Here is a 16479-nt window from a genome sequence, read left to right on the forward strand (position 1 = left end):
ACTGCAAAAAGGAGAGGCGCCATGCGCACTGTCATTTTGCGTCGCGGGCTGGTCGCTCTGTTTGCTGCGGCTGTGTCCCTCGGCGCCATTACTCAAGCTCAAGCCGAGACCTTGCGGATCGGTTACCAGAAATACGGCACCCTGGTGCTGCTCAAGGCCAAGGGTTCATTGGAGAAACGTCTCGCCGCCCAAGGCGTGGACGTGCAATGGACCGAGTTCCCCGGCGGCCCGCAGCTGCTTGAAGGCTTGAACGTCGGCTCCATCGACTTTGGCGTGACCGGTGAAACCCCGCCGGTATTTGCCCAGGCCGCGGGCGCCGATCTGCTCTACGTCGCTTACGAGCCACCGGCGCCCACCAGCGAGGCGATCCTGGTGCCCAAAGGCTCGGCGATCCAGTCGGTGCAAGACCTCAAGGGCAAGAAAGTCGCCTTGAACAAAGGCTCCAACGTCCACTACCTGCTGGTGCGGGCGCTGGAAGATGCCGGCCTGAAGTATTCCGATATCCAGCCCGTTTTCCTGCCGCCGGCCGACGCCCGCGCCGCGTTCGAGCGGGGCAGCGTCGACGCCTGGGTGATCTGGGATCCGTACCAGGCGGCCGCCGAACAGCAGTTGCAGGCGCGCACCCTGCGTGACGGCAAAGGCATCGTCGATAACCACCAGTTCTACCTCGCCACCAAACCCTATGCGCAAAAAAATCCCCAGGTCATCACGACGCTGGTGGAAGAAGTGCGCGCAGTAGGGGAGTGGTCCAAGGCCAATCCTGAGGACGTGACCCAGCAGGTGTCGCCGCTGCTTGGCCTGCCGGCGGACATCACCCTGACGGCGGTGAAACGCCAAGGCTATGGGGCGTTGTTTCTCACGCCGGAAGTGGTGGCGGCGCAGCAGAAAATTGCCGACAGCTTCTATCAGCTCAAATTGATTCCCAAACCCTTGAGCGTCAAGGACGTGATCTGGACGCCGCCGGCGGCCGTTGCGAACGCGCAGTAATTCGATCCCTTAGGAGACCACTCCATGAGCCTCAATATTTTCTGGTTCCTGCCTACCCATGGCGACGGCCATTACCTTGGCACTGCCGAAGGCGCCCGCGCCGTCGATCACGGTTACCTGCAACAAGTCGCCCAGGCGGCGGATCGACTGGGTTTTGGCGGCGTGCTGATTCCCACCGGGCGTTCCTGCGAGGACTCCTGGCTGGTGGCCGCTTCGTTGATTCCGGTGACCCAGCGCCTGAAGTTCCTCGTTGCCCTGCGCCCCGGGATCATTTCCCCGACGGTGGCTGCGCGTCAGGCTGCGACCCTGGACCGGTTGTCCGGCGGACGTGCGTTATTCAACCTGGTGACTGGTGGCGACCCGGATGAGTTGGCCGGCGATGGCCTGTTTCTCGACCACGAGCAACGCTACCAGGCGTCGGTGGAATTCACCCGCATCTGGCGCCGGGTGCTGGAAGGCGAAACCGTGGATTACGACGGTGAACACATCAGTGTGAAGGGCGCCAAGCTGCTCTATCCACCGATCCAGCAACCGCGTCCGCCGCTGTATTTCGGCGGCTCCTCGGAAGCGGCCCAGGATTTGGCGGCCGAGCAGGTGGACATGGTGCTGACCTGGGGCGAGCCGCCCGCGGCCGTGGCGCAAAAGATCGAACAAGTGCGGGCCAAGGCTGCGAAATTGGGGCGCACGGTACGCTTCGGCATCCGCCTGCATGTGATCGTGCGGGAAACCAACGCCGAAGCCTGGCAAGCGGCTGACCGGCTGATTTCCCACTTGGATGACGACACCATTGCCCGTGCCCAGGCTTCCCTGGCGCGCTTCGATTCGGTGGGCCAGCAACGCATGGCCGCCCTGCACGGTGGCCGTCGCGACAAGCTGGAAGTCAGCCCCAACCTCTGGGCCGGTGTCGGTCTGGTGCGTGGCGGTGCCGGTACGGCGCTGGTGGGCGATGGCCCAACCGTGGCAGCGCGGGTCAAGGAATACGCCGATCTTGGCATCGACACCTTTATCTTCTCCGGTTATCCACACCTGGAAGAGTCCTATCGCGTGGCGGAATTGTTGTTCCCACACCTGGACGTGGAGCGCCCGGAGTTGCCGAAGAGCCAGGGCTATGTGAGCCCGTTCGGTGAAATGGTCGCCAACGATATCCTGCCCAAAGCCGCGTCCCAGAGCTGAGGCGGCCATGAAGAAAATCATTCACACCCTCGCGCCCTGGGCGTTGCCACTGCTGTTGCTGGCGGTATGGCAACTGTCGGTGTCGGCCGGTTGGTTATCCACGCGGATCCTGCCAGCACCCGTGGCCGTGATCGAGGCCGGGGTCAACCTGGTGCGCAGCGGCGAGATCTGGACGCACTTGGCGATCAGCGGTTGGCGGGCTGCGGTCGGATTCCTGATCGGCGGCGGCATCGGCCTGGCCCTGGGCTTCATCACCGGTTTGTCGAAATGGGGCGAACGCCTGCTGGACAGTTCCGTGCAAATGCTCCGGAACGTCCCGCACCTGGCGCTGATTCCGTTAGTGATCCTGTGGTTTGGCATCGATGAGTCGGCGAAAATTTTCCTGGTGGCGCTCGGCACGTTGTTCCCGATCTACCTCAACACCTACCACGGCATTCGCAACGTCGACCCGGCGCTGGTGGAAATGTCCCGCAGCTACGGTTTGTCCGGTTTCAGCCTGTTTCGCCAGGTGATCCTGCCGGGGGCCTTGCCTTCGATCCTGGTGGGCGTGCGCTTTGCCCTCGGTTTCATGTGGCTGACGCTGATCGTGGCGGAAACCATCTCGGCCAGCGCCGGCATCGGCTATCTGGCGATGAATGCCCGGGAGTTCCTGCAGACCGATGTGGTGGTGCTGGCGATTCTTCTGTACGCCGTGCTGGGCAAGCTGGCCGACCTTGCCGCCCGCGGGCTTGAGCGAGTCTGGCTGCGTTGGCACCCGGCCTACCAAGTGAACAAGGGAGGTGCCGCATGACCGCCCAACAACCGCCGCGCCTGCTGCGTGGTATCCCGCTGGCAGTGCGCAAGCTGCAAAAAAACTTCGGCACGCGCCAGGTATTGCGCGACATCGACCTGCATATCCCGGCCGGGCAGTTCGTGGCCGTGGTCGGACGCAGTGGCTGTGGCAAAAGTACCTTGCTGCGGTTGCTGGCCGGCCTCGATCAACCCACCGATGGCCAACTGTTGGCGGGCTCGGCTGCGTTGAGTGCCGCGCAACAGGACACGCGGTTGATGTTCCAGGAAGCGCGTTTGCTGCCCTGGAAAAAAGTCATCGACAACGTCGGCCTCGGGCTCAAGGGCAACTGGCGCCCGCAGGCGTTGCAGGCACTGGAAGCCGTCGGCTTGGCCGACCGCGCCCACGAGTGGCCGGCGGCTTTGTCCGGCGGACAGAAACAGCGAGTGGCCCTGGCCCGTGCGCTGATTCATCAGCCACGCCTGTTGCTGCTCGATGAACCCCTGGGGGCGCTGGACGCACTGACCCGCATCGAGATGCAGCAATTGATCGAAAACCTCTGGCGGCAGCACGGCTTCACGGTGTTGCTGGTGACCCACGACGTCAGCGAGGCGGTCGCGATTGCCGACCGGGTGATCCTGATCGAGGACGGCCAGATCGGCCTCGACCTGCCCATCGACCTGCCACGCCCACGGGTTCGCGGCTCTCATCGCCTGGCGAGCCTGGAAACCGAAGTCCTCAACCGTGTGCTGTCCTTGCCCGGCCAACCGCCGGAACCGGAACCCGTTTCACCCTTGCCTACGCAATTGCGTTGGGCGCAATAACTTCATCCAGACAGGAATCGACACCATGACCATTAAAGCCATCAACGTACGCAACCAGTTCAAAGGCACCATCAAGGAGATCGTCGAAGGCGACGTACTGTCGGAAATCGACGTGCAGACCGCGTCGGGCATCGTCACTTCGGTCATCACCACCCGCTCGGTCAAGGAGTTGGAACTGGCGATCGGCAGCGAAGTGATCGCCTTCGTCAAATCCACCGAGGTGTCTATCGCCAAGTTGTGAGTGATGCTTGACCCGCGGCCCCGGACGGCGTGAGCCCTTCGGGGCTTTTTGGTCTCTGGCGATCAACGATCAATCAGGGCGCTTGGGCAAATACGGCGGCAGATACAACCCCAGGTACGCATCGAACACCCGCATGCCTTCTTCGGCCATGCGCGGGGTGATCTGGCCGTGTTGTTGTACCGAGCGGGCGTAGACGCGGTCGCCCAGTTCCATGGCCAGGGCGAACACGTCGACGTCTTTGGGCAAGGTCGGCAGCTCGAAATGGCGGTCGAACACCTTATGCATCAAGTCACTCAGCTCGAGGTCGAGCTGGCGGTCGGCCTGGGTGACTTCGGTCAAGCCGTGCTGGGCCAGAATCAGCTGGCGAGCGGCGGCGTCCTGGCTGTAGATGGCGAGCATGCGTTGTTCCACCAGACGTGACAGGTCGTGCCAATGATTCAGCGCCGCATGATCGATCGGTGCTTGCAGGCCGGCGCGAAAGTCGGCGTGGATGTCGGCGGTCAGGGCTTCGAGCAGGGCCGGGACGCTGGCGAAGAAGTGATACACGGAAGAGGGCGGGATCCCGGCGCGCTCGGCGACGCTGTAGATCGACAGGCTGGCCACGCCTTCGGCGGCAAGCAGCGTACGGGCGGCATCGAGAATGCTGTCGATCCGGGCCTGGCTGCGTGCGCGGGGTTTGCGGGGTGTGGCGATGCGTGTCATGAAGCTCTCCTGCGGGGCTGCCGGGCATTGTACGCAGAGCGGGCGGCTGGTCCATACCTGCACTTGAGAGGAGAGTAACTCCTGTGGCGAGGGAGCTTGCTCCCGCTGGGGTGCGAAGCAGCCCTGAAATCAGTCACTGCGGTGCTTCAGGTTGACCGCTTCAGCATTTTTGGGGCGGCTGCGCAGCCCAGCGGGAGCAAGCTCCCTCGCCACAATGTGGGTGAGCATCCATAAAAAAACGCCGCAGGCCATAAGGCCTGCGGCGTTTCTTTTTTACCGCAACCGCTTACACGGTATGCAGGTACCAGTTGTACTCGAGGTCGGAGATGGAGTGTTCGAACTCCTCCAGCTCGCTCTCCTTGCAGGCCACGAAGATATCGATGTATTTCGGGTCGATGTACTTGGCCATGACTTCGCTGTCGTCCAGCTCGCGCAGGGCATCACGCAAGTTGTTCGGCAGGCTTTGCTCGTTCTGCTCGTAGCTGTTGCCTTCCACCGGCGCACCGGGCTCGATCTTGTTGGTCAGGCCATGGTGCACGCCCGCCAGCACGGCGGCCATCAGCAGGTACGGGTTGGCATCGGCACCGGCGACGCGGTGTTCCAGGCGCACGGCATCGGCCGAACCGGTAGGGACGCGCAAGGCCACGGTGCGGTTGTCCAGGCCCCAGGTCGGCGAGTTCGGCACGTAGAACTGTGCGCCGAAACGACGGTAGGAGTTGACGTTCGGGCAGAGGAAAGCCATCTGCGCGGGCAGGGTCTCGAGCACACCGCCGATCGCGTGACGCAATGCGGCGTTCTGCTCGGGATCCTCGCTGGCAAAGATATTCTTGCCGTCTTTATCCAGAATCGAGATATGGACGTGCAGACCATTACCCGCCTGGCCCGGATAAGGCTTGGCCATGAAGGTGGTGTCCATTTCATGGTCGTAGGCGATGTTCTTGATCAGACGCTTGAGCAGGACCGCATAGTCGCAGGCCTTGATCGGGTCGGCCACGTGGTGCAGGTTCACTTCGAACTGCGCCGGGGCACTTTCCTTGACGATGGCGTCGGCGGGAATGCCTTGCTCCTTGGCCCCTTCCAGAATGTCCTGGAGGCAATCGACGTATTCGTCGAGGTCATCGATCAGGTAGACCTGGGTCGAATGCGGGCGTTTGCCGGAAATCGGCGAGCGGGGCGGTTGTGGGCGTCCATTCACGTTCTCCTGGTCGATCAGGTAGAACTCCAGCTCGAATGCGGCGCAGATGGTCAGGCCCAGTTCATCGAACTTGGTCACGACTTGGCGCAGGACTTCACGCGGGTCGGCGAAAAAAGGCTCGCCTTCAAGTTCGTGCATGGTCATCAACAGTTGCGCAGTAGGGCGCTTCTGCCAAGGTTCGTTGCACAGGGTGTCAGGGATTGGATAGCAGATCCGGTCGGCATCGCCGATGTCCAGACCCAGGCCGGTGCTTTCCACCGTAGAGCCATTGATATCCAGGGCAAATAAAGAGGCCGGCAGGTTGATGCCTTTCTCGTAAACCTTGTGGAGGCTGGTGCGTTCTATGCGCTTGCCGCGCACCACACCATTCATATCCGCAATCAGAAGGTCAACGTACAGAACCTCAGGATGTTCCTTAAGGAACGCGTTCGCTTCGTTAAGCTGAACGGCACGCGGGGGTACCGACATGATGCAACACCTTTGTTGTTAAAAATATCAATCATTGATCTCTTCGAAAGCCAGTCAACCCGAACGGCATGCCGAAGTCAAGCAGGGCCTTTTTTGCCCTAAAAAAGCACCTGCAGGGCTTTTTTGAGGCAATTTAGGGCGTTTTTTTCCCTTTAAGGGTCTTGGCGCCCGCAGGCTTGAGCGGGCCGTGTTGTATTTTTTACGGGGGAGTTGTGTAAAAAAATGAACAAGGCTAAGCTCGATTCAAACCCATAACAGCAATAATACCGGGGTGCTTCATGTCTCGCCTGCCGTTAATCGGCGTCACCACCTGCTCCAAGCAGATTGGTCTGCATGCTTATCACATCAGTGGCGATAAATATTCCCGGGCTGTCGCGACAGCCGCCAAGGGCCTGCCAGTGCTGCTTCCGTCCCTGGCGGATCTGCTCCCGCCGTCCGATATTCTGGACGCCCTGGACGGTATTCTCTTTACCGGCTCTCCTTCCAATGTAGAACCTTTTCATTACCAGGGCCCGGCCAGTGCGCCAGGCACTGCTCATGATCCTGCACGGGACGCCACCACCTTGCCGCTGATCCGCGCCGCTGTCGAGGCGGGCATCCCGGTGCTAGGCATCTGCCGCGGTTTCCAGGAGATGAACGTAGCCTTCGGCGGCAGCCTGCATCAGAACGTTCATGAAGTCGGAACGTTCATCGATCATCGTGAAGACGATACCCAAGCGGTGGGTGTTCAATACGGCCCTGCCCACGCCGTGCTTATCCAGCCTGGCGGCGTACTGGCAGGCCTGGGGCTGCCGCAACAGATAGCGGTCAACTCGATCCACAGCCAGGGCATCGAGCGCCTGGCGCCAGGGTTGCGGGCCGAAGCGGTGGCCCCCGATGGCCTGATCGAAGCTATTTCGGTGCCAGAAGGCAAGGCTTTTGCTTTAGGTGTGCAATGGCACCCCGAATGGGAGGTAAGCTCTAACCCGCACTACCTTGCGATTTTCCAGGCATTTGGCGATGCCTGCCGAGCAAGGGCAACACAACGCGACGCCGATGCGTCAAACAACGCCTGACGACTAATAGCAGTCAGGAAACTCACGCCTAGAGGCATTTATGAGTAACAACCTCGACCAGCTCACCGATTGGTTGAAAGACCACAAGATCACAGAAGTCGAATGCATGATTGGCGACCTCACCGGTATCACCCGGGGCAAGATCTCGCCGACCAACAAGTTCATCGCCGAGAAAGGCATGCGCCTGCCCGAGAGCGTTCTGCTCCAGACCGTTACGGGCGACTATGTCGAAGACGACATCTATTACGAACTGCTCGACCCTGCCGACATCGACATGATCTGCCGCCCGGACGAGAACGCAGTCTTCCTTGTGCCCTGGGCCATCGAGCCCACGGCCCAGGTCATCCACGACGCCTACGACAAGCAGGGCAACCCCATCGAGCTGTCGCCGCGCAACGTGCTCAAGAAAGTGCTCAAGCTCTATGCCGACAAGGGTTGGCAGCCGATCGTCGCGCCGGAAATGGAGTTCTACCTGACCAAGCGCAGCGACGACCCGGACTTTCCGCTGCAACCGCCGATTGGCCGCTCCGGCCGCCCGGAAACCGGCCGTCAGTCTTTCTCGATCGAAGCGGCCAACGAATTCGACCCGCTGTTCGAAGACGTCTACGACTGGTGCGAACTGCAGGAACTGGACCTCGATACCCTGATCCACGAGGACGGCACGGCGCAGATGGAAATCAATTTCCGTCATGGCGATGCCCTGTCCCTGGCCGACCAGATCCTGGTGTTCAAGCGCACCATGCGCGAAGCGGCCCTCAAGCACGACGTGGCTGCCACTTTCATGGCCAAGCCCATGACCGGCGAGCCGGGCAGTGCGATGCACCTGCACCAGAGCATCATCGACAAGGAAACCGGCAAGAACGTCTTCTCCAACGAAGACGGGACCATGAGCGATCTGTTCCTGCACCACATCGGTGGCCTGCAGAAATTCATCCCCGAGCTGTTGCCGCTGTTCGCCCCCAACGTCAACTCGTTCCGCCGCTTCCTGCCGGACACGTCGGCGCCGGTGAACGTGGAGTGGGGCGAAGAGAACCGCACCGTGGGCCTGCGTGTGCCGGATGCCGGGCCGCAGAACCGGCGGGTAGAAAACCGCTTGCCGGGCGCTGACGCCAACCCGTACCTGGCGATTGCCGCCAGCCTGCTGTGTGGCTTCATCGGCATGGTCGAAGGCATCAACCCGAGCGCGCCGGTGGTGGGCCGAGGCTACGAACGCCGCAACCTGCGTTTGCCGCTGACCATCGAAGACGCTCTGGAACGCATGGAAAACAGCACCACCATCGAGAAATACCTGGGCAAGAAATTCATCACAGGCTACGTCGCGGTCAAGCGGGCCGAGCATGAAAACTTCAAGCGCGTCATCAGTTCGTGGGAGCGGGAATTCCTGCTCTTTGCCGTCTGAAGCGCCGGGCGGGGCTGCTTCAGGCAGCTTCGCCCTCACCGATAACAGGAGAATTGGCATGACCCGCAATAACCCGCAAACCCGTGAATGGCAGGCCCTGAGCAACGATCATCACCTGGCGCCGTTCAGCGACTTCAAGCAGCTCAAAGAGAAAGGCCCGCGCATCATCACCCACGCCAAGGGTGTCTACCTCTGGGACAGTGAAGGCAACAAGATCCTCGACGGCATGGCCGGCCTCTGGTGCGTGGCCGTCGGTTATGGCCGCGAGGAACTGGCCGACGCCGCCAGCCAACAGATGCGCGAGCTGCCGTACTACAACCTGTTCTTCCAGACGGCCCACCCGCCGGTGCTGGAATTGTCCAAAGCCATCGCCGACATCGCCCCTGAAGGCATGAACCACGTGTTCTTCACCGGCTCCGGCTCCGAAGGCAACGACACCATGCTGCGGATGGTCCGCCACTATTGGGCGATCAAGGGCCAGCCGAACAAGAAAGTCATCATCAGCCGCAAGAACGGTTATCACGGCTCGACCGTGGCCGGCGCGAGCCTGGGCGGCATGACCTATATGCACGAGCAGGGCGACCTGCCGATCCCGGGCATTGTCCACATCGCCCAACCTTACTGGTTCGGCGAAGGCGGCGACATGAGCCCTGAAGAGTTCGGCGTGTGGGCGGCCAACCAGTTGGAAGAAAAGATCCTGGAGCTTGGCGTGGACAACGTCGGCGCCTTCATCGCCGAGCCGATCCAGGGCGCCGGCGGCGTGATCGTGCCGCCGGACAGCTACTGGCCGCGCATGAAGGAAATCCTCGCCAAGTACGAAATCCTGTTCGTGGCTGACGAAGTGATCTGCGGTTTCGGGCGTACCGGTGAGTGGTTCGGTACCGATTACTACGGGTTGAAACCGCACATGATGACCATCGCCAAGGGCCTGACCTCGGGCTATATCCCCATGGGTGGGCTGATCGTACGCGACGACGTGGTCGCGGTGCTCAACGAAGGCGGTGACTTCAACCACGGGTTTACCTACTCCGGTCACCCGGTGGCCGCGGCGGTGGCCCTGGAAAACATCCGTATCCTGCGCGATGAAAAGATCATCGAGCGTGTCCACAGCGAAACGGCACCCTATTTGCAGAAGCGTTTGCGGGAACTGAACGATCATCCGCTGGTGGGTGAAGTGCGCGGTGTCGGTTTGCTGGGGGCAATCGAGCTGGTCCAGGACAAGGCCACGCGCAAGCGCTACGAAGGCAAGGGCGTGGGCATGATCTGCCGGCAGTTCTGCTTCGATAACGGGCTGATCATGCGCGCGGTGGGCGACACCATGATCATTGCGCCGCCGCTGGTGATCAGCAAGGCCGAGATCGATGAATTGGTGACCAAGGCGCGGCAGTGCCTGGACCTGACGCTCAGTGCGTTGCAAGGCTAAGTGCTAGGCTCTGAGCGAGGTGCCTGCAAGGGCCTCGCCCAGCGAGAATAAAAGGCTGGGCTTGTGTTGAAAGCCTGGCCTGTAACTTGCCAGACTGGTGTCCTGTTTCACGAATATTTGTGATACAGGACACTCTTGTTCAAGTTGCCCGCGAGCCGGCTACTGAACTGTGGCTAAGAAGAATAACTGGAGCATTTTTTCATGAAGGCATTAGGTATGAAGATAGCTGGCAAGACCCTCCTCGCCATGTCCCTGGCGGGCATGATGGCGGGCGCCGTCCAGGCGGACAACAAAGTGCTGCACGTCTATAACTGGTCGGACTACATCGCACCGGACACGGTCGCCAAGTTCGAGAAAGAAACGGGGATCAAAGTCGTCTACGACGTATTCGACAGCAACGAGACCCTGGAGGCGAAGCTGCTGGCGGGCAAGTCCGGTTATGACATCGTGGTGCCGTCGAACAACTTCCTGGCCAAGCAAATCAAGGCTGGCGTCTACCAGGAACTGGACAAGTCCAAGCTGCCGAACTGGAAGAACCTGGACACCGACCTGCTCAAGGCCGTCGGCGATGCCAGCGACCAAGGCAACAAACACGCCTTCCCCTACATGTGGGGCACCATCGGCATCGGTTACAACCCCGAGAAGGTCAAGGCCGCCTTGGGCGTCGACAAGATCGATTCCTGGGACACCCTGCTCAAGCCCGAGAACATCGCCAAGCTCAAGAGCTGCGGCGTGAGCTTCCTCGATTCGCCAACCGAAATGATTCCGGTGGCCCTGCATTACCTCGGTTACCCGACCGACAGCCAGGACAAGAAGCAACTGGCCGAGGCCGAGGCGCTGTTCCTCAAGCTGCGCCCATCGATCGGTTACTTCCACTCTTCCAAATACATCTCGGACCTGGCCAACGGCAACATCTGCGTGGCCGTGGGTTACTCGGGTGATATCGAGCAATCCAAGAGCCGTGCTGCCGAAGCTGGCGGCAAGGTGAAAGTGGCCTACACCATTCCCAAGGAAGGTGCCGGTTCGTTCTACGACATGGTCGCCATTCCCAAGGATGCCGAAAACGTCGAGGCCGCTTATAAGTGGATGAACTTCATCATGCAGCCGGAAGTCATGGCGGAGATCACCGATAACGTGCGTTTCCCTAACGGCAACAAGGCCGCCACTGCTCTGGTGGACAAGGAAATCTCCGGTGACCCGAGCATTTATCCATCGGACGAAGTGAAGGCCAAGCTGTACGCCATCAGCGATCTGCCGCCTGCGACCCAGCGGCTGTTGACCCGCAGCTGGACCAAGATCAAATCCGGTAAATAAGCCGGCTTGAAGCATCTTCCTGTTGTCGCCGCCTTCGCGGCGGCGGCAACAGGAGCAATTAAATAACTAAAAGTTTTGCTGGATCGGTTTATCGAGGGTAAGTTGCGCGCCGGTTTTGTTGCAGGGCCTTTCCTGGCCAAGTAACGGGGGCAACTTGGGCCCAACTATTTAAGAGGACCTCCACGTGCCAGTCTTTTCTTTGTTACGCAACGCCTTGCTGGTCGGTGCCGGCCTGACGCTCGCCGTCAGCGTCCAGGCCGCCTCCACCGTGCATATTTATAATTGGTCGGACTACATCGGCGAGACCACCCTGGCGGATTTCGAAAAAGCCACTGGCATCAAGCCGGTGTATGACGTGTTCGATTCCAACGAAACCCTGGAAGGCAAGTTGCTGGCCGGGCGTACCGGTTACGACGTGGTGGTGCCGTCCAACCACTTCCTGGGCAAGCAGATCAAGGCCGGGGCCTTCCAGAAGCTCGACAAGGCGCAGTTGCCCAACTACGCCAACCTCGACCCTGTGCTGCTCAAGCGCCTGGAAAAGAACGACCCGGGCAACCAGTACGCCGTGCCTTACCTGTGGGGCACCAACGGCATCGGCTACAACGTCGAGAAGATCAAGGCGGTCCTGGGCGTCGAGAAGATCGATTCGTGGGCCATGCTATTCGAGCCGGAAAACATCAAGAAGCTGTCCAGCTGCGGCGTTTCGTTCCTCGACTCGGGCGACGAGATGATCCCGGCGATGCTTAATTACCTGGGTCTGAACCCCAACAGCGAAGACCCTGAAGACTACAAGAAGGCCGAGGCGCAGCTCCTCAAGATCCGGCCTTATGTGACCTATTTCAATTCTTCCAAGTACATTTCCGATCTGGCCAACGGCGAGATCTGCGTGGCCGCCGGTTTCTCCGGCGACATCTTCCAGGCCCGCGAACGTGCCAGCGAAGCCGGCAAGGGCGTCGAAATCGCCTACGTGATTCCCAAGGAAGGCGGCAACCTCTGGTTCGACATGCTGGCGATCCCGCGCGACGCCACCAACGTCAAGCAAGCGCACGCCTTTATCAACTATGTGCTCAAGCCTGAGGTGATCGCCCAGGTCAGCGATGTTGTCGGTTATGCCAACCCGAACCCGAAGGCTGGCGAACTGATGGACCAGAAAGTGCGCACCGATGAAGCGGTTTACCCGCCGCAAGCGGTCGTCGACAAGCTCTACGTCAACTCCGAGTTGCCGCCCAAGATCCAACGACTCATGACCCGCAGCTGGACCAAGGTCAAGTCGGGTAAATAACGTCAACACTCTTAAGGTTCGTCCGCGTGGGGCGAACTGCAAATTCTGTGGGAGTTTCGTAAATGGCAGTTGCCTCCGGCGCCTATAAGAAAGCCCTCGAGGGCGACCAGACACCCAAGCAGGTGTTGGTCAAAATCGACCGGGTCACGAAGAAGTTCGACGAGACGATTGCCGTGGACGATGTGTCCCTGGAAATCAAGAAAGGCGAGATCTTCGCCTTGCTCGGCGGTTCGGGATCGGGCAAATCCACCTTGCTGCGCATGCTGGCCGGTTTCGAGCGGCCCACCGAGGGGCGGATTTACCTCGATGGCGTGGACATCACCGACATGCCGCCCTACGAGCGGCCGATCAACATGATGTTCCAGTCCTACGCCTTGTTCCCCCACATGACCGTGGCGCAGAACATCGCCTTCGGCCTGCAGCAGGACAAGATCCCGAAAGCCGAGGTCGATGCCCGCGTGGCTGAAATGCTCAAGCTGGTGCAGATGAGCCAGTACGCCAAGCGCAAGCCGCACCAGCTCTCCGGCGGCCAGCGCCAGCGCGTGGCCCTGGCCCGTTCCCTGGCCAAGCGGCCGAAGCTGTTGCTGCTCGACGAACCGATGGGGGCGCTGGACAAGAAGCTGCGCTCGCAAATGCAGCTTGAGCTGGTGGAGATCATCGAGCGGGTCGGCGTGACCTGCGTCATGGTGACCCACGACCAGGAAGAAGCCATGACCATGGCCGAGCGCATCGCGATCATGCACCTGGGCTGGATCGCCCAGATCGGCAGCCCGATCGACATCTACGAAACCCCGACCAGCCGGCTGGTCTGCGAGTTCATCGGCAACGTCAACATCTTCGAGACCGAAGTGGTGGACGACGCCGAAGGCCACGCAGTGCTGACCTGCAAGGACCTGGACCGTAACATCTACGTGGGCCACGGCATCAGCACCTCGGTGCAGGACAAGTCCGTGACCTACGCCATTCGCCCGGAAAAACTGCTGGTCACTGCCGAGCAGCCGACCTGCGAGAACAACTGGTCCAGCGGCAAAGTCCATGACATCGCCTACCTGGGCGGCCACTCGGTGTTCTACGTCGAATTGCCAAGCGGCAAGCTGGTGCAGTCCTTCGTCGCCAACGCCGAACGCCGCGGCCAGCGTCCAACCTGGGGCGACCAGGTGTTCGTCTGGTGGGAAGACGACAGCGGCGTGGTGCTTCGCTCATGAACATGCGCAAACTCAAACGCCGACTCGATCGAATAACGCCCGGTGGCCGCCAACTGGTCATCGGGGTGCCCTTTATCTGGCTGTTCCTGTTCTTCATGCTGCCGTTCTTCATTGTCCTGAAGATCAGCTTCGCCGAAGCCGACGTCGCCATCCCGCCGTACACCGAGATCTACAGCTACGTCGACCAGAAACTGCAGGTGCTGCTCAACCTCGCCAACTACGCGATGCTGAGCGAGGACGAGCTGTACATCGCCGCCTACCTTGGCTCGCTGAAGATGGCGCTGATCAGCACCGCCTTATGCCTGTTGATCGGTTACCCGATGGCCTACGCCATCGCCAATGCCCGCAAAGAGATGCAGACGGTGCTGGTGCTGCTGATCATGATGCCGACCTGGACCGCGATCCTGATCCGCGTCTATGCGTGGATGGGCATCCTCAGCAACAACGGCTTGCTCAATGGCTTTTTGATGAGCATGGGCTTGATCAGCGAACCGCTGCAAATCCTCAACACCAACCTGGCGGTCTATATCGGGGTCGTCTACTCGTACCTGCCGTTCATGATCCTGCCGTTGTACGCCAACCTGGTGAAGCATGATCCCAGCCTGTTGGAAGCCGCGTCGGACCTGGGTTCGAGTACGTTCAACAGCTTTTGGAAAATCACCGTGCCGCTGTCCAAAAATGGCATCGTCGCCGGTTGCATGCTGGTGTTCATCCCCGTGGTGGGCGAGTTCGTGATCCCGGAACTGCTGGGCGGCCCGGAAACCCTGATGATCGGCAAAGTGCTGTGGCAGGAATTCTTCAACAACCGTGACTGGCCGGTGGCATCCGCCCTGGCGGTGGTGATGCTGGCGATCCTGATCGTGCCCATCATCCTGTTCAACCGCAGTCAGGCCAAAGAAATGGAGGGCAAGGAATGAAGCGCTTCAGTTTTTCAAGCCTGATGCTGGTGCTGGGTTTGTTGTTCATCTACGCACCGATGCTGATCCTGGTGATCTACTCGTTCAACGCCTCGAAGCTGGTGACGGTGTGGGGCGGTTGGTCGATCAAGTGGTATGTGGGCCTGTTGGACAACACCCAGTTGATGGGTTCGGTGGTGCGCTCGCTGGAAATCGCCTGCTACACGGCGATTGCCGCGGTGGCCTTGGGTACGCTGGCGGCTTTCGTGCTGACCCGTATCACCCACTTCAAGGGCCGCACGCTGTTCGGCGGCCTGGTCACCGCGCCGCTGGTGATGCCGGAAGTCATCACGGGGCTGTCGCTGTTGCTGCTGTTCGTGGCCATGGCCCAGATGATCGGCTGGCCCCAGGAGCGTGGCATCGTCACGATCTGGATCGCCCACACCACGTTCTGCGCGGCCTATGTGGCGGTGGTGGTCTCGGCGCGCTTGCGTGAGCTGGACCTGTCCATCGAAGAAGCGGCCATGGACCTCGGTGCGCGGCCATGGAAGGTGTTCTTTTTGATCACCATCCCGATGATCGCACCGTCCCTGGCGGCGGGGGGCATGATGTCGTTCGCGCTGTCCCTGGATGACCTGGTACTGGCGAGCTTCGTCTCCGGCCCCGGCTCGACGACCTTGCCGATGGAAGTGTTCTCGGCGGTGCGCCTGGGGGTGAAACCGGAAATCAACGCCGTGGCGAGCCTGATCCTGCTGGCGGTGTCGCTGGTGACTTTCCTGGTCTGGTACTTCAGCCGCCGTGCCGAAGAAAACCGCAAGCGCGCGATCCAGCAAGCCATCGAAGAAAGCGCCGCCGACTCCTGGAAACAACCGGAAGTACGCCGGGCAGAGACCGCGCCGGTCTGAATGTGCGGAGCGGGCTTGCTCGCGAAAGCGGTGTGGCAGTCAGCGAAGATGTTGAATGTCAGGCCGCCATCGCGAGCAAGCTCGGCTCCCACAAAGTTTTGGGTTGCCTATAAATCCGCAGCCGAATGCAAATCCCATTGTGGGAGCGAGCCTGCTCGCGATAGCGGTGTGGCAGTCAATGAAGAGGTTGAATGTCAGGCCGCCATCGCGAGCAAGCTCGGCTCCCACAGGGTTTTGGGTTGCCTATAAATCCACGGCCGAATGCAAATCCCATTGTGGGAGCGAGCCTGCTCGCGATAGCGGTGTGGCAGTCAATGAAGAGGTTGAATGTCAGGCCGCCATCGCGAGCAAGCTTTGCTCCCACAGGGTTTTGGGTTGCCTATAAATCCGCGCTCGAATGCAAATCCCATTGTGGGAGCGAGCCTGCTCGCGATAGCGGTGTGGCAGTCAATGAAGAGGTTGAATGTCAGGCCGCCATCGCGAGCAAGCTCGGCTCCCACAGGGTTTTTGGGTTGCCTATAAATCCGCAGCCGAATGCAAATCCCATTGTGGGAGCGAGCCTGCTCGCGATAGCGGTGTGGCAGTCAATGAAGAGGTTGAATGTCAGGCCGCCATCGCGAGCAAGCTCGGCTCCCACAGGG

General features: G+C 60.6%; 15 protein-coding genes. 13 read left to right on the plus strand and 2 right to left on the minus strand.

Features of this window, described 5'->3' with window-relative positions:
• Positions 1-21 precede the first annotated feature (21 nt).
• The 5 genes from LQ215_RS05560 to LQ215_RS05580 are packed head-to-tail and all read left to right on the plus strand — an operon-like array spanning position 22 to position 3994.
• Positions 22-987: a sulfonate ABC transporter substrate-binding protein gene (locus LQ215_RS05560; RefSeq protein ID WP_230147782.1), complete on the plus strand. Its 966-nt coding sequence runs from the start codon at positions 22-24 to the stop codon at positions 985-987.
• 24 nt (positions 988-1011) lie between these two features.
• Positions 1012-2160 (plus strand): FMNH2-dependent alkanesulfonate monooxygenase, encoded by a 1149-nt coding sequence (ssuD, locus tag LQ215_RS05565; RefSeq protein ID WP_230147784.1) that lies wholly within the window; start codon positions 1012-1014, stop codon positions 2158-2160.
• Positions 2161-2167: 7 nt separating this feature from the next.
• The gene (gene ssuC / locus LQ215_RS05570; protein WP_230147785.1) at positions 2168-2950 is read left to right on the plus strand and encodes an aliphatic sulfonate ABC transporter permease SsuC; all 783 of its coding nucleotides are present in this window, start codon (positions 2168-2170) and stop codon (positions 2948-2950) included.
• The gene (gene ssuB / locus LQ215_RS05575; RefSeq protein ID WP_230147787.1) at positions 2947-3753 is read left to right on the plus strand and encodes an aliphatic sulfonates ABC transporter ATP-binding protein; all 807 of its coding nucleotides are present in this window, start codon (positions 2947-2949) and stop codon (positions 3751-3753) included. Before ssuC ends, ssuB begins: the two co-directional genes overlap by 4 nt.
• Positions 3754-3778: 25 nt before the next feature.
• Positions 3779-3994 (plus strand): TOBE domain-containing protein, encoded by a 216-nt coding sequence (locus LQ215_RS05580; RefSeq protein ID WP_003177394.1) that lies wholly within the window; start codon positions 3779-3781, stop codon positions 3992-3994.
• A gap of 69 nt (positions 3995-4063) precedes the next feature.
• Here the strand turns inward: LQ215_RS05580 and LQ215_RS05585 are convergent, their stop codons facing one another.
• Complete coding sequence (locus LQ215_RS05585) at positions 4064-4696, minus strand: TetR/AcrR family transcriptional regulator (protein WP_230147790.1); 633 nt, start codon at positions 4694-4696, stop codon at positions 4064-4066.
• Positions 4697-4982: 286 nt separating this feature from the next.
• Positions 4983-6359, minus strand: a complete 1377-nt coding sequence (locus LQ215_RS05590; protein ID WP_003177396.1) for a glutamine synthetase family protein — start codon at positions 6357-6359, stop codon at positions 4983-4985.
• A 278-nt stretch (positions 6360-6637) separates the two neighbouring features.
• Between LQ215_RS05590 and LQ215_RS05595 the strand changes: the two genes are divergently transcribed.
• From LQ215_RS05595 to LQ215_RS05630, 8 genes are all read left to right on the plus strand, one after another.
• Positions 6638-7414, plus strand: a complete 777-nt coding sequence (locus LQ215_RS05595) for a gamma-glutamyl-gamma-aminobutyrate hydrolase family protein (protein ID WP_230147792.1) — start codon at positions 6638-6640, stop codon at positions 7412-7414.
• Between the two features lie 40 nt (positions 7415-7454).
• Complete coding sequence (locus tag LQ215_RS05600; protein WP_003206640.1) at positions 7455-8813, plus strand: glutamine synthetase family protein; 1359 nt, start codon at positions 7455-7457, stop codon at positions 8811-8813.
• Between the two features lie 58 nt (positions 8814-8871).
• On the plus strand, positions 8872-10236 hold the full coding sequence (locus tag LQ215_RS05605; protein WP_230147794.1) for an aspartate aminotransferase family protein: 1365 nt from the start codon (positions 8872-8874) through the stop codon (positions 10234-10236).
• Positions 10237-10452: 216 nt separating this feature from the next.
• A complete protein-coding gene (locus tag LQ215_RS05610) occupies positions 10453-11550 on the plus strand; it encodes a polyamine ABC transporter substrate-binding protein (RefSeq protein WP_230147809.1) in 1098 nt (365 codons plus the stop codon).
• 184 nt (positions 11551-11734) lie between these two features.
• Complete coding sequence (locus LQ215_RS05615) at positions 11735-12832, plus strand: polyamine ABC transporter substrate-binding protein (protein WP_230147796.1); 1098 nt, start codon at positions 11735-11737, stop codon at positions 12830-12832.
• 62 nt (positions 12833-12894) lie between these two features.
• The gene (locus LQ215_RS05620) at positions 12895-14037 is read left to right on the plus strand and encodes an ABC transporter ATP-binding protein (protein WP_003206635.1); all 1143 of its coding nucleotides are present in this window, start codon (positions 12895-12897) and stop codon (positions 14035-14037) included.
• Positions 14034-14954, plus strand: coding sequence for an ABC transporter permease subunit (locus LQ215_RS05625; protein WP_230147798.1), 921 nt, complete (start codon positions 14034-14036; stop codon positions 14952-14954). The genes LQ215_RS05620 and LQ215_RS05625 overlap by 4 nt, the downstream gene beginning before the upstream one ends.
• Entirely contained in the window at positions 14951-15838 is an 888-nt protein-coding gene (locus LQ215_RS05630; protein ID WP_230147801.1) for an ABC transporter permease subunit, read from the plus strand. Before LQ215_RS05625 ends, LQ215_RS05630 begins: the two co-directional genes overlap by 4 nt.
• Positions 15839-16479: the final 641 nt, after the last annotated feature.

The organism is Pseudomonas brassicacearum (assembly GCF_918698105.1).
Taxonomy (GTDB): domain Bacteria; phylum Pseudomonadota; class Gammaproteobacteria; order Pseudomonadales; family Pseudomonadaceae; genus Aquipseudomonas; species Aquipseudomonas brassicacearum_F.

Excerpts from the sequence above, each read along its gene's own strand:
- LQ215_RS05560 (WP_230147782.1), top strand. The coding sequence starts at position 22 with ATGCGCACTGTCATTTTGCGTCGCGGGCTGGTCGCTCTGTTTGCTGCG.
- ssuD (WP_230147784.1), top strand. The coding sequence starts at position 1,012 with ATGAGCCTCAATATTTTCTGGTTCCTGCCTACCCATGGCGACGGCCAT.
- ssuC (WP_230147785.1), top strand. The coding sequence starts at position 2,168 with ATGAAGAAAATCATTCACACCCTCGCGCCCTGGGCGTTGCCACTGCTG.
- ssuB (WP_230147787.1), top strand. The coding sequence starts at position 2,947 with ATGACCGCCCAACAACCGCCGCGCCTGCTGCGTGGTATCCCGCTGGCA.
- LQ215_RS05580 (WP_003177394.1), top strand. The coding sequence starts at position 3,779 with ATGACCATTAAAGCCATCAACGTACGCAACCAGTTCAAAGGCACCATC.
- LQ215_RS05585 (WP_230147790.1), bottom strand. The coding sequence starts at position 4,696 with ATGACACGCATCGCCACACCCCGCAAACCCCGCGCACGCAGCCAGGCC.
- LQ215_RS05590 (WP_003177396.1), bottom strand. The coding sequence starts at position 6,359 with ATGTCGGTACCCCCGCGTGCCGTTCAGCTTAACGAAGCGAACGCGTTC.
- LQ215_RS05595 (WP_230147792.1), top strand. The coding sequence starts at position 6,638 with ATGTCTCGCCTGCCGTTAATCGGCGTCACCACCTGCTCCAAGCAGATT.
- LQ215_RS05600 (WP_003206640.1), top strand. The coding sequence starts at position 7,455 with ATGAGTAACAACCTCGACCAGCTCACCGATTGGTTGAAAGACCACAAG.
- LQ215_RS05605 (WP_230147794.1), top strand. The coding sequence starts at position 8,872 with ATGACCCGCAATAACCCGCAAACCCGTGAATGGCAGGCCCTGAGCAAC.
- LQ215_RS05610 (WP_230147809.1), top strand. The coding sequence starts at position 10,453 with ATGAAGATAGCTGGCAAGACCCTCCTCGCCATGTCCCTGGCGGGCATG.
- LQ215_RS05620 (WP_003206635.1), top strand. The coding sequence starts at position 12,895 with ATGGCAGTTGCCTCCGGCGCCTATAAGAAAGCCCTCGAGGGCGACCAG.
- LQ215_RS05625 (WP_230147798.1), top strand. The coding sequence starts at position 14,034 with ATGAACATGCGCAAACTCAAACGCCGACTCGATCGAATAACGCCCGGT.
- LQ215_RS05630 (WP_230147801.1), top strand. The coding sequence starts at position 14,951 with ATGAAGCGCTTCAGTTTTTCAAGCCTGATGCTGGTGCTGGGTTTGTTG.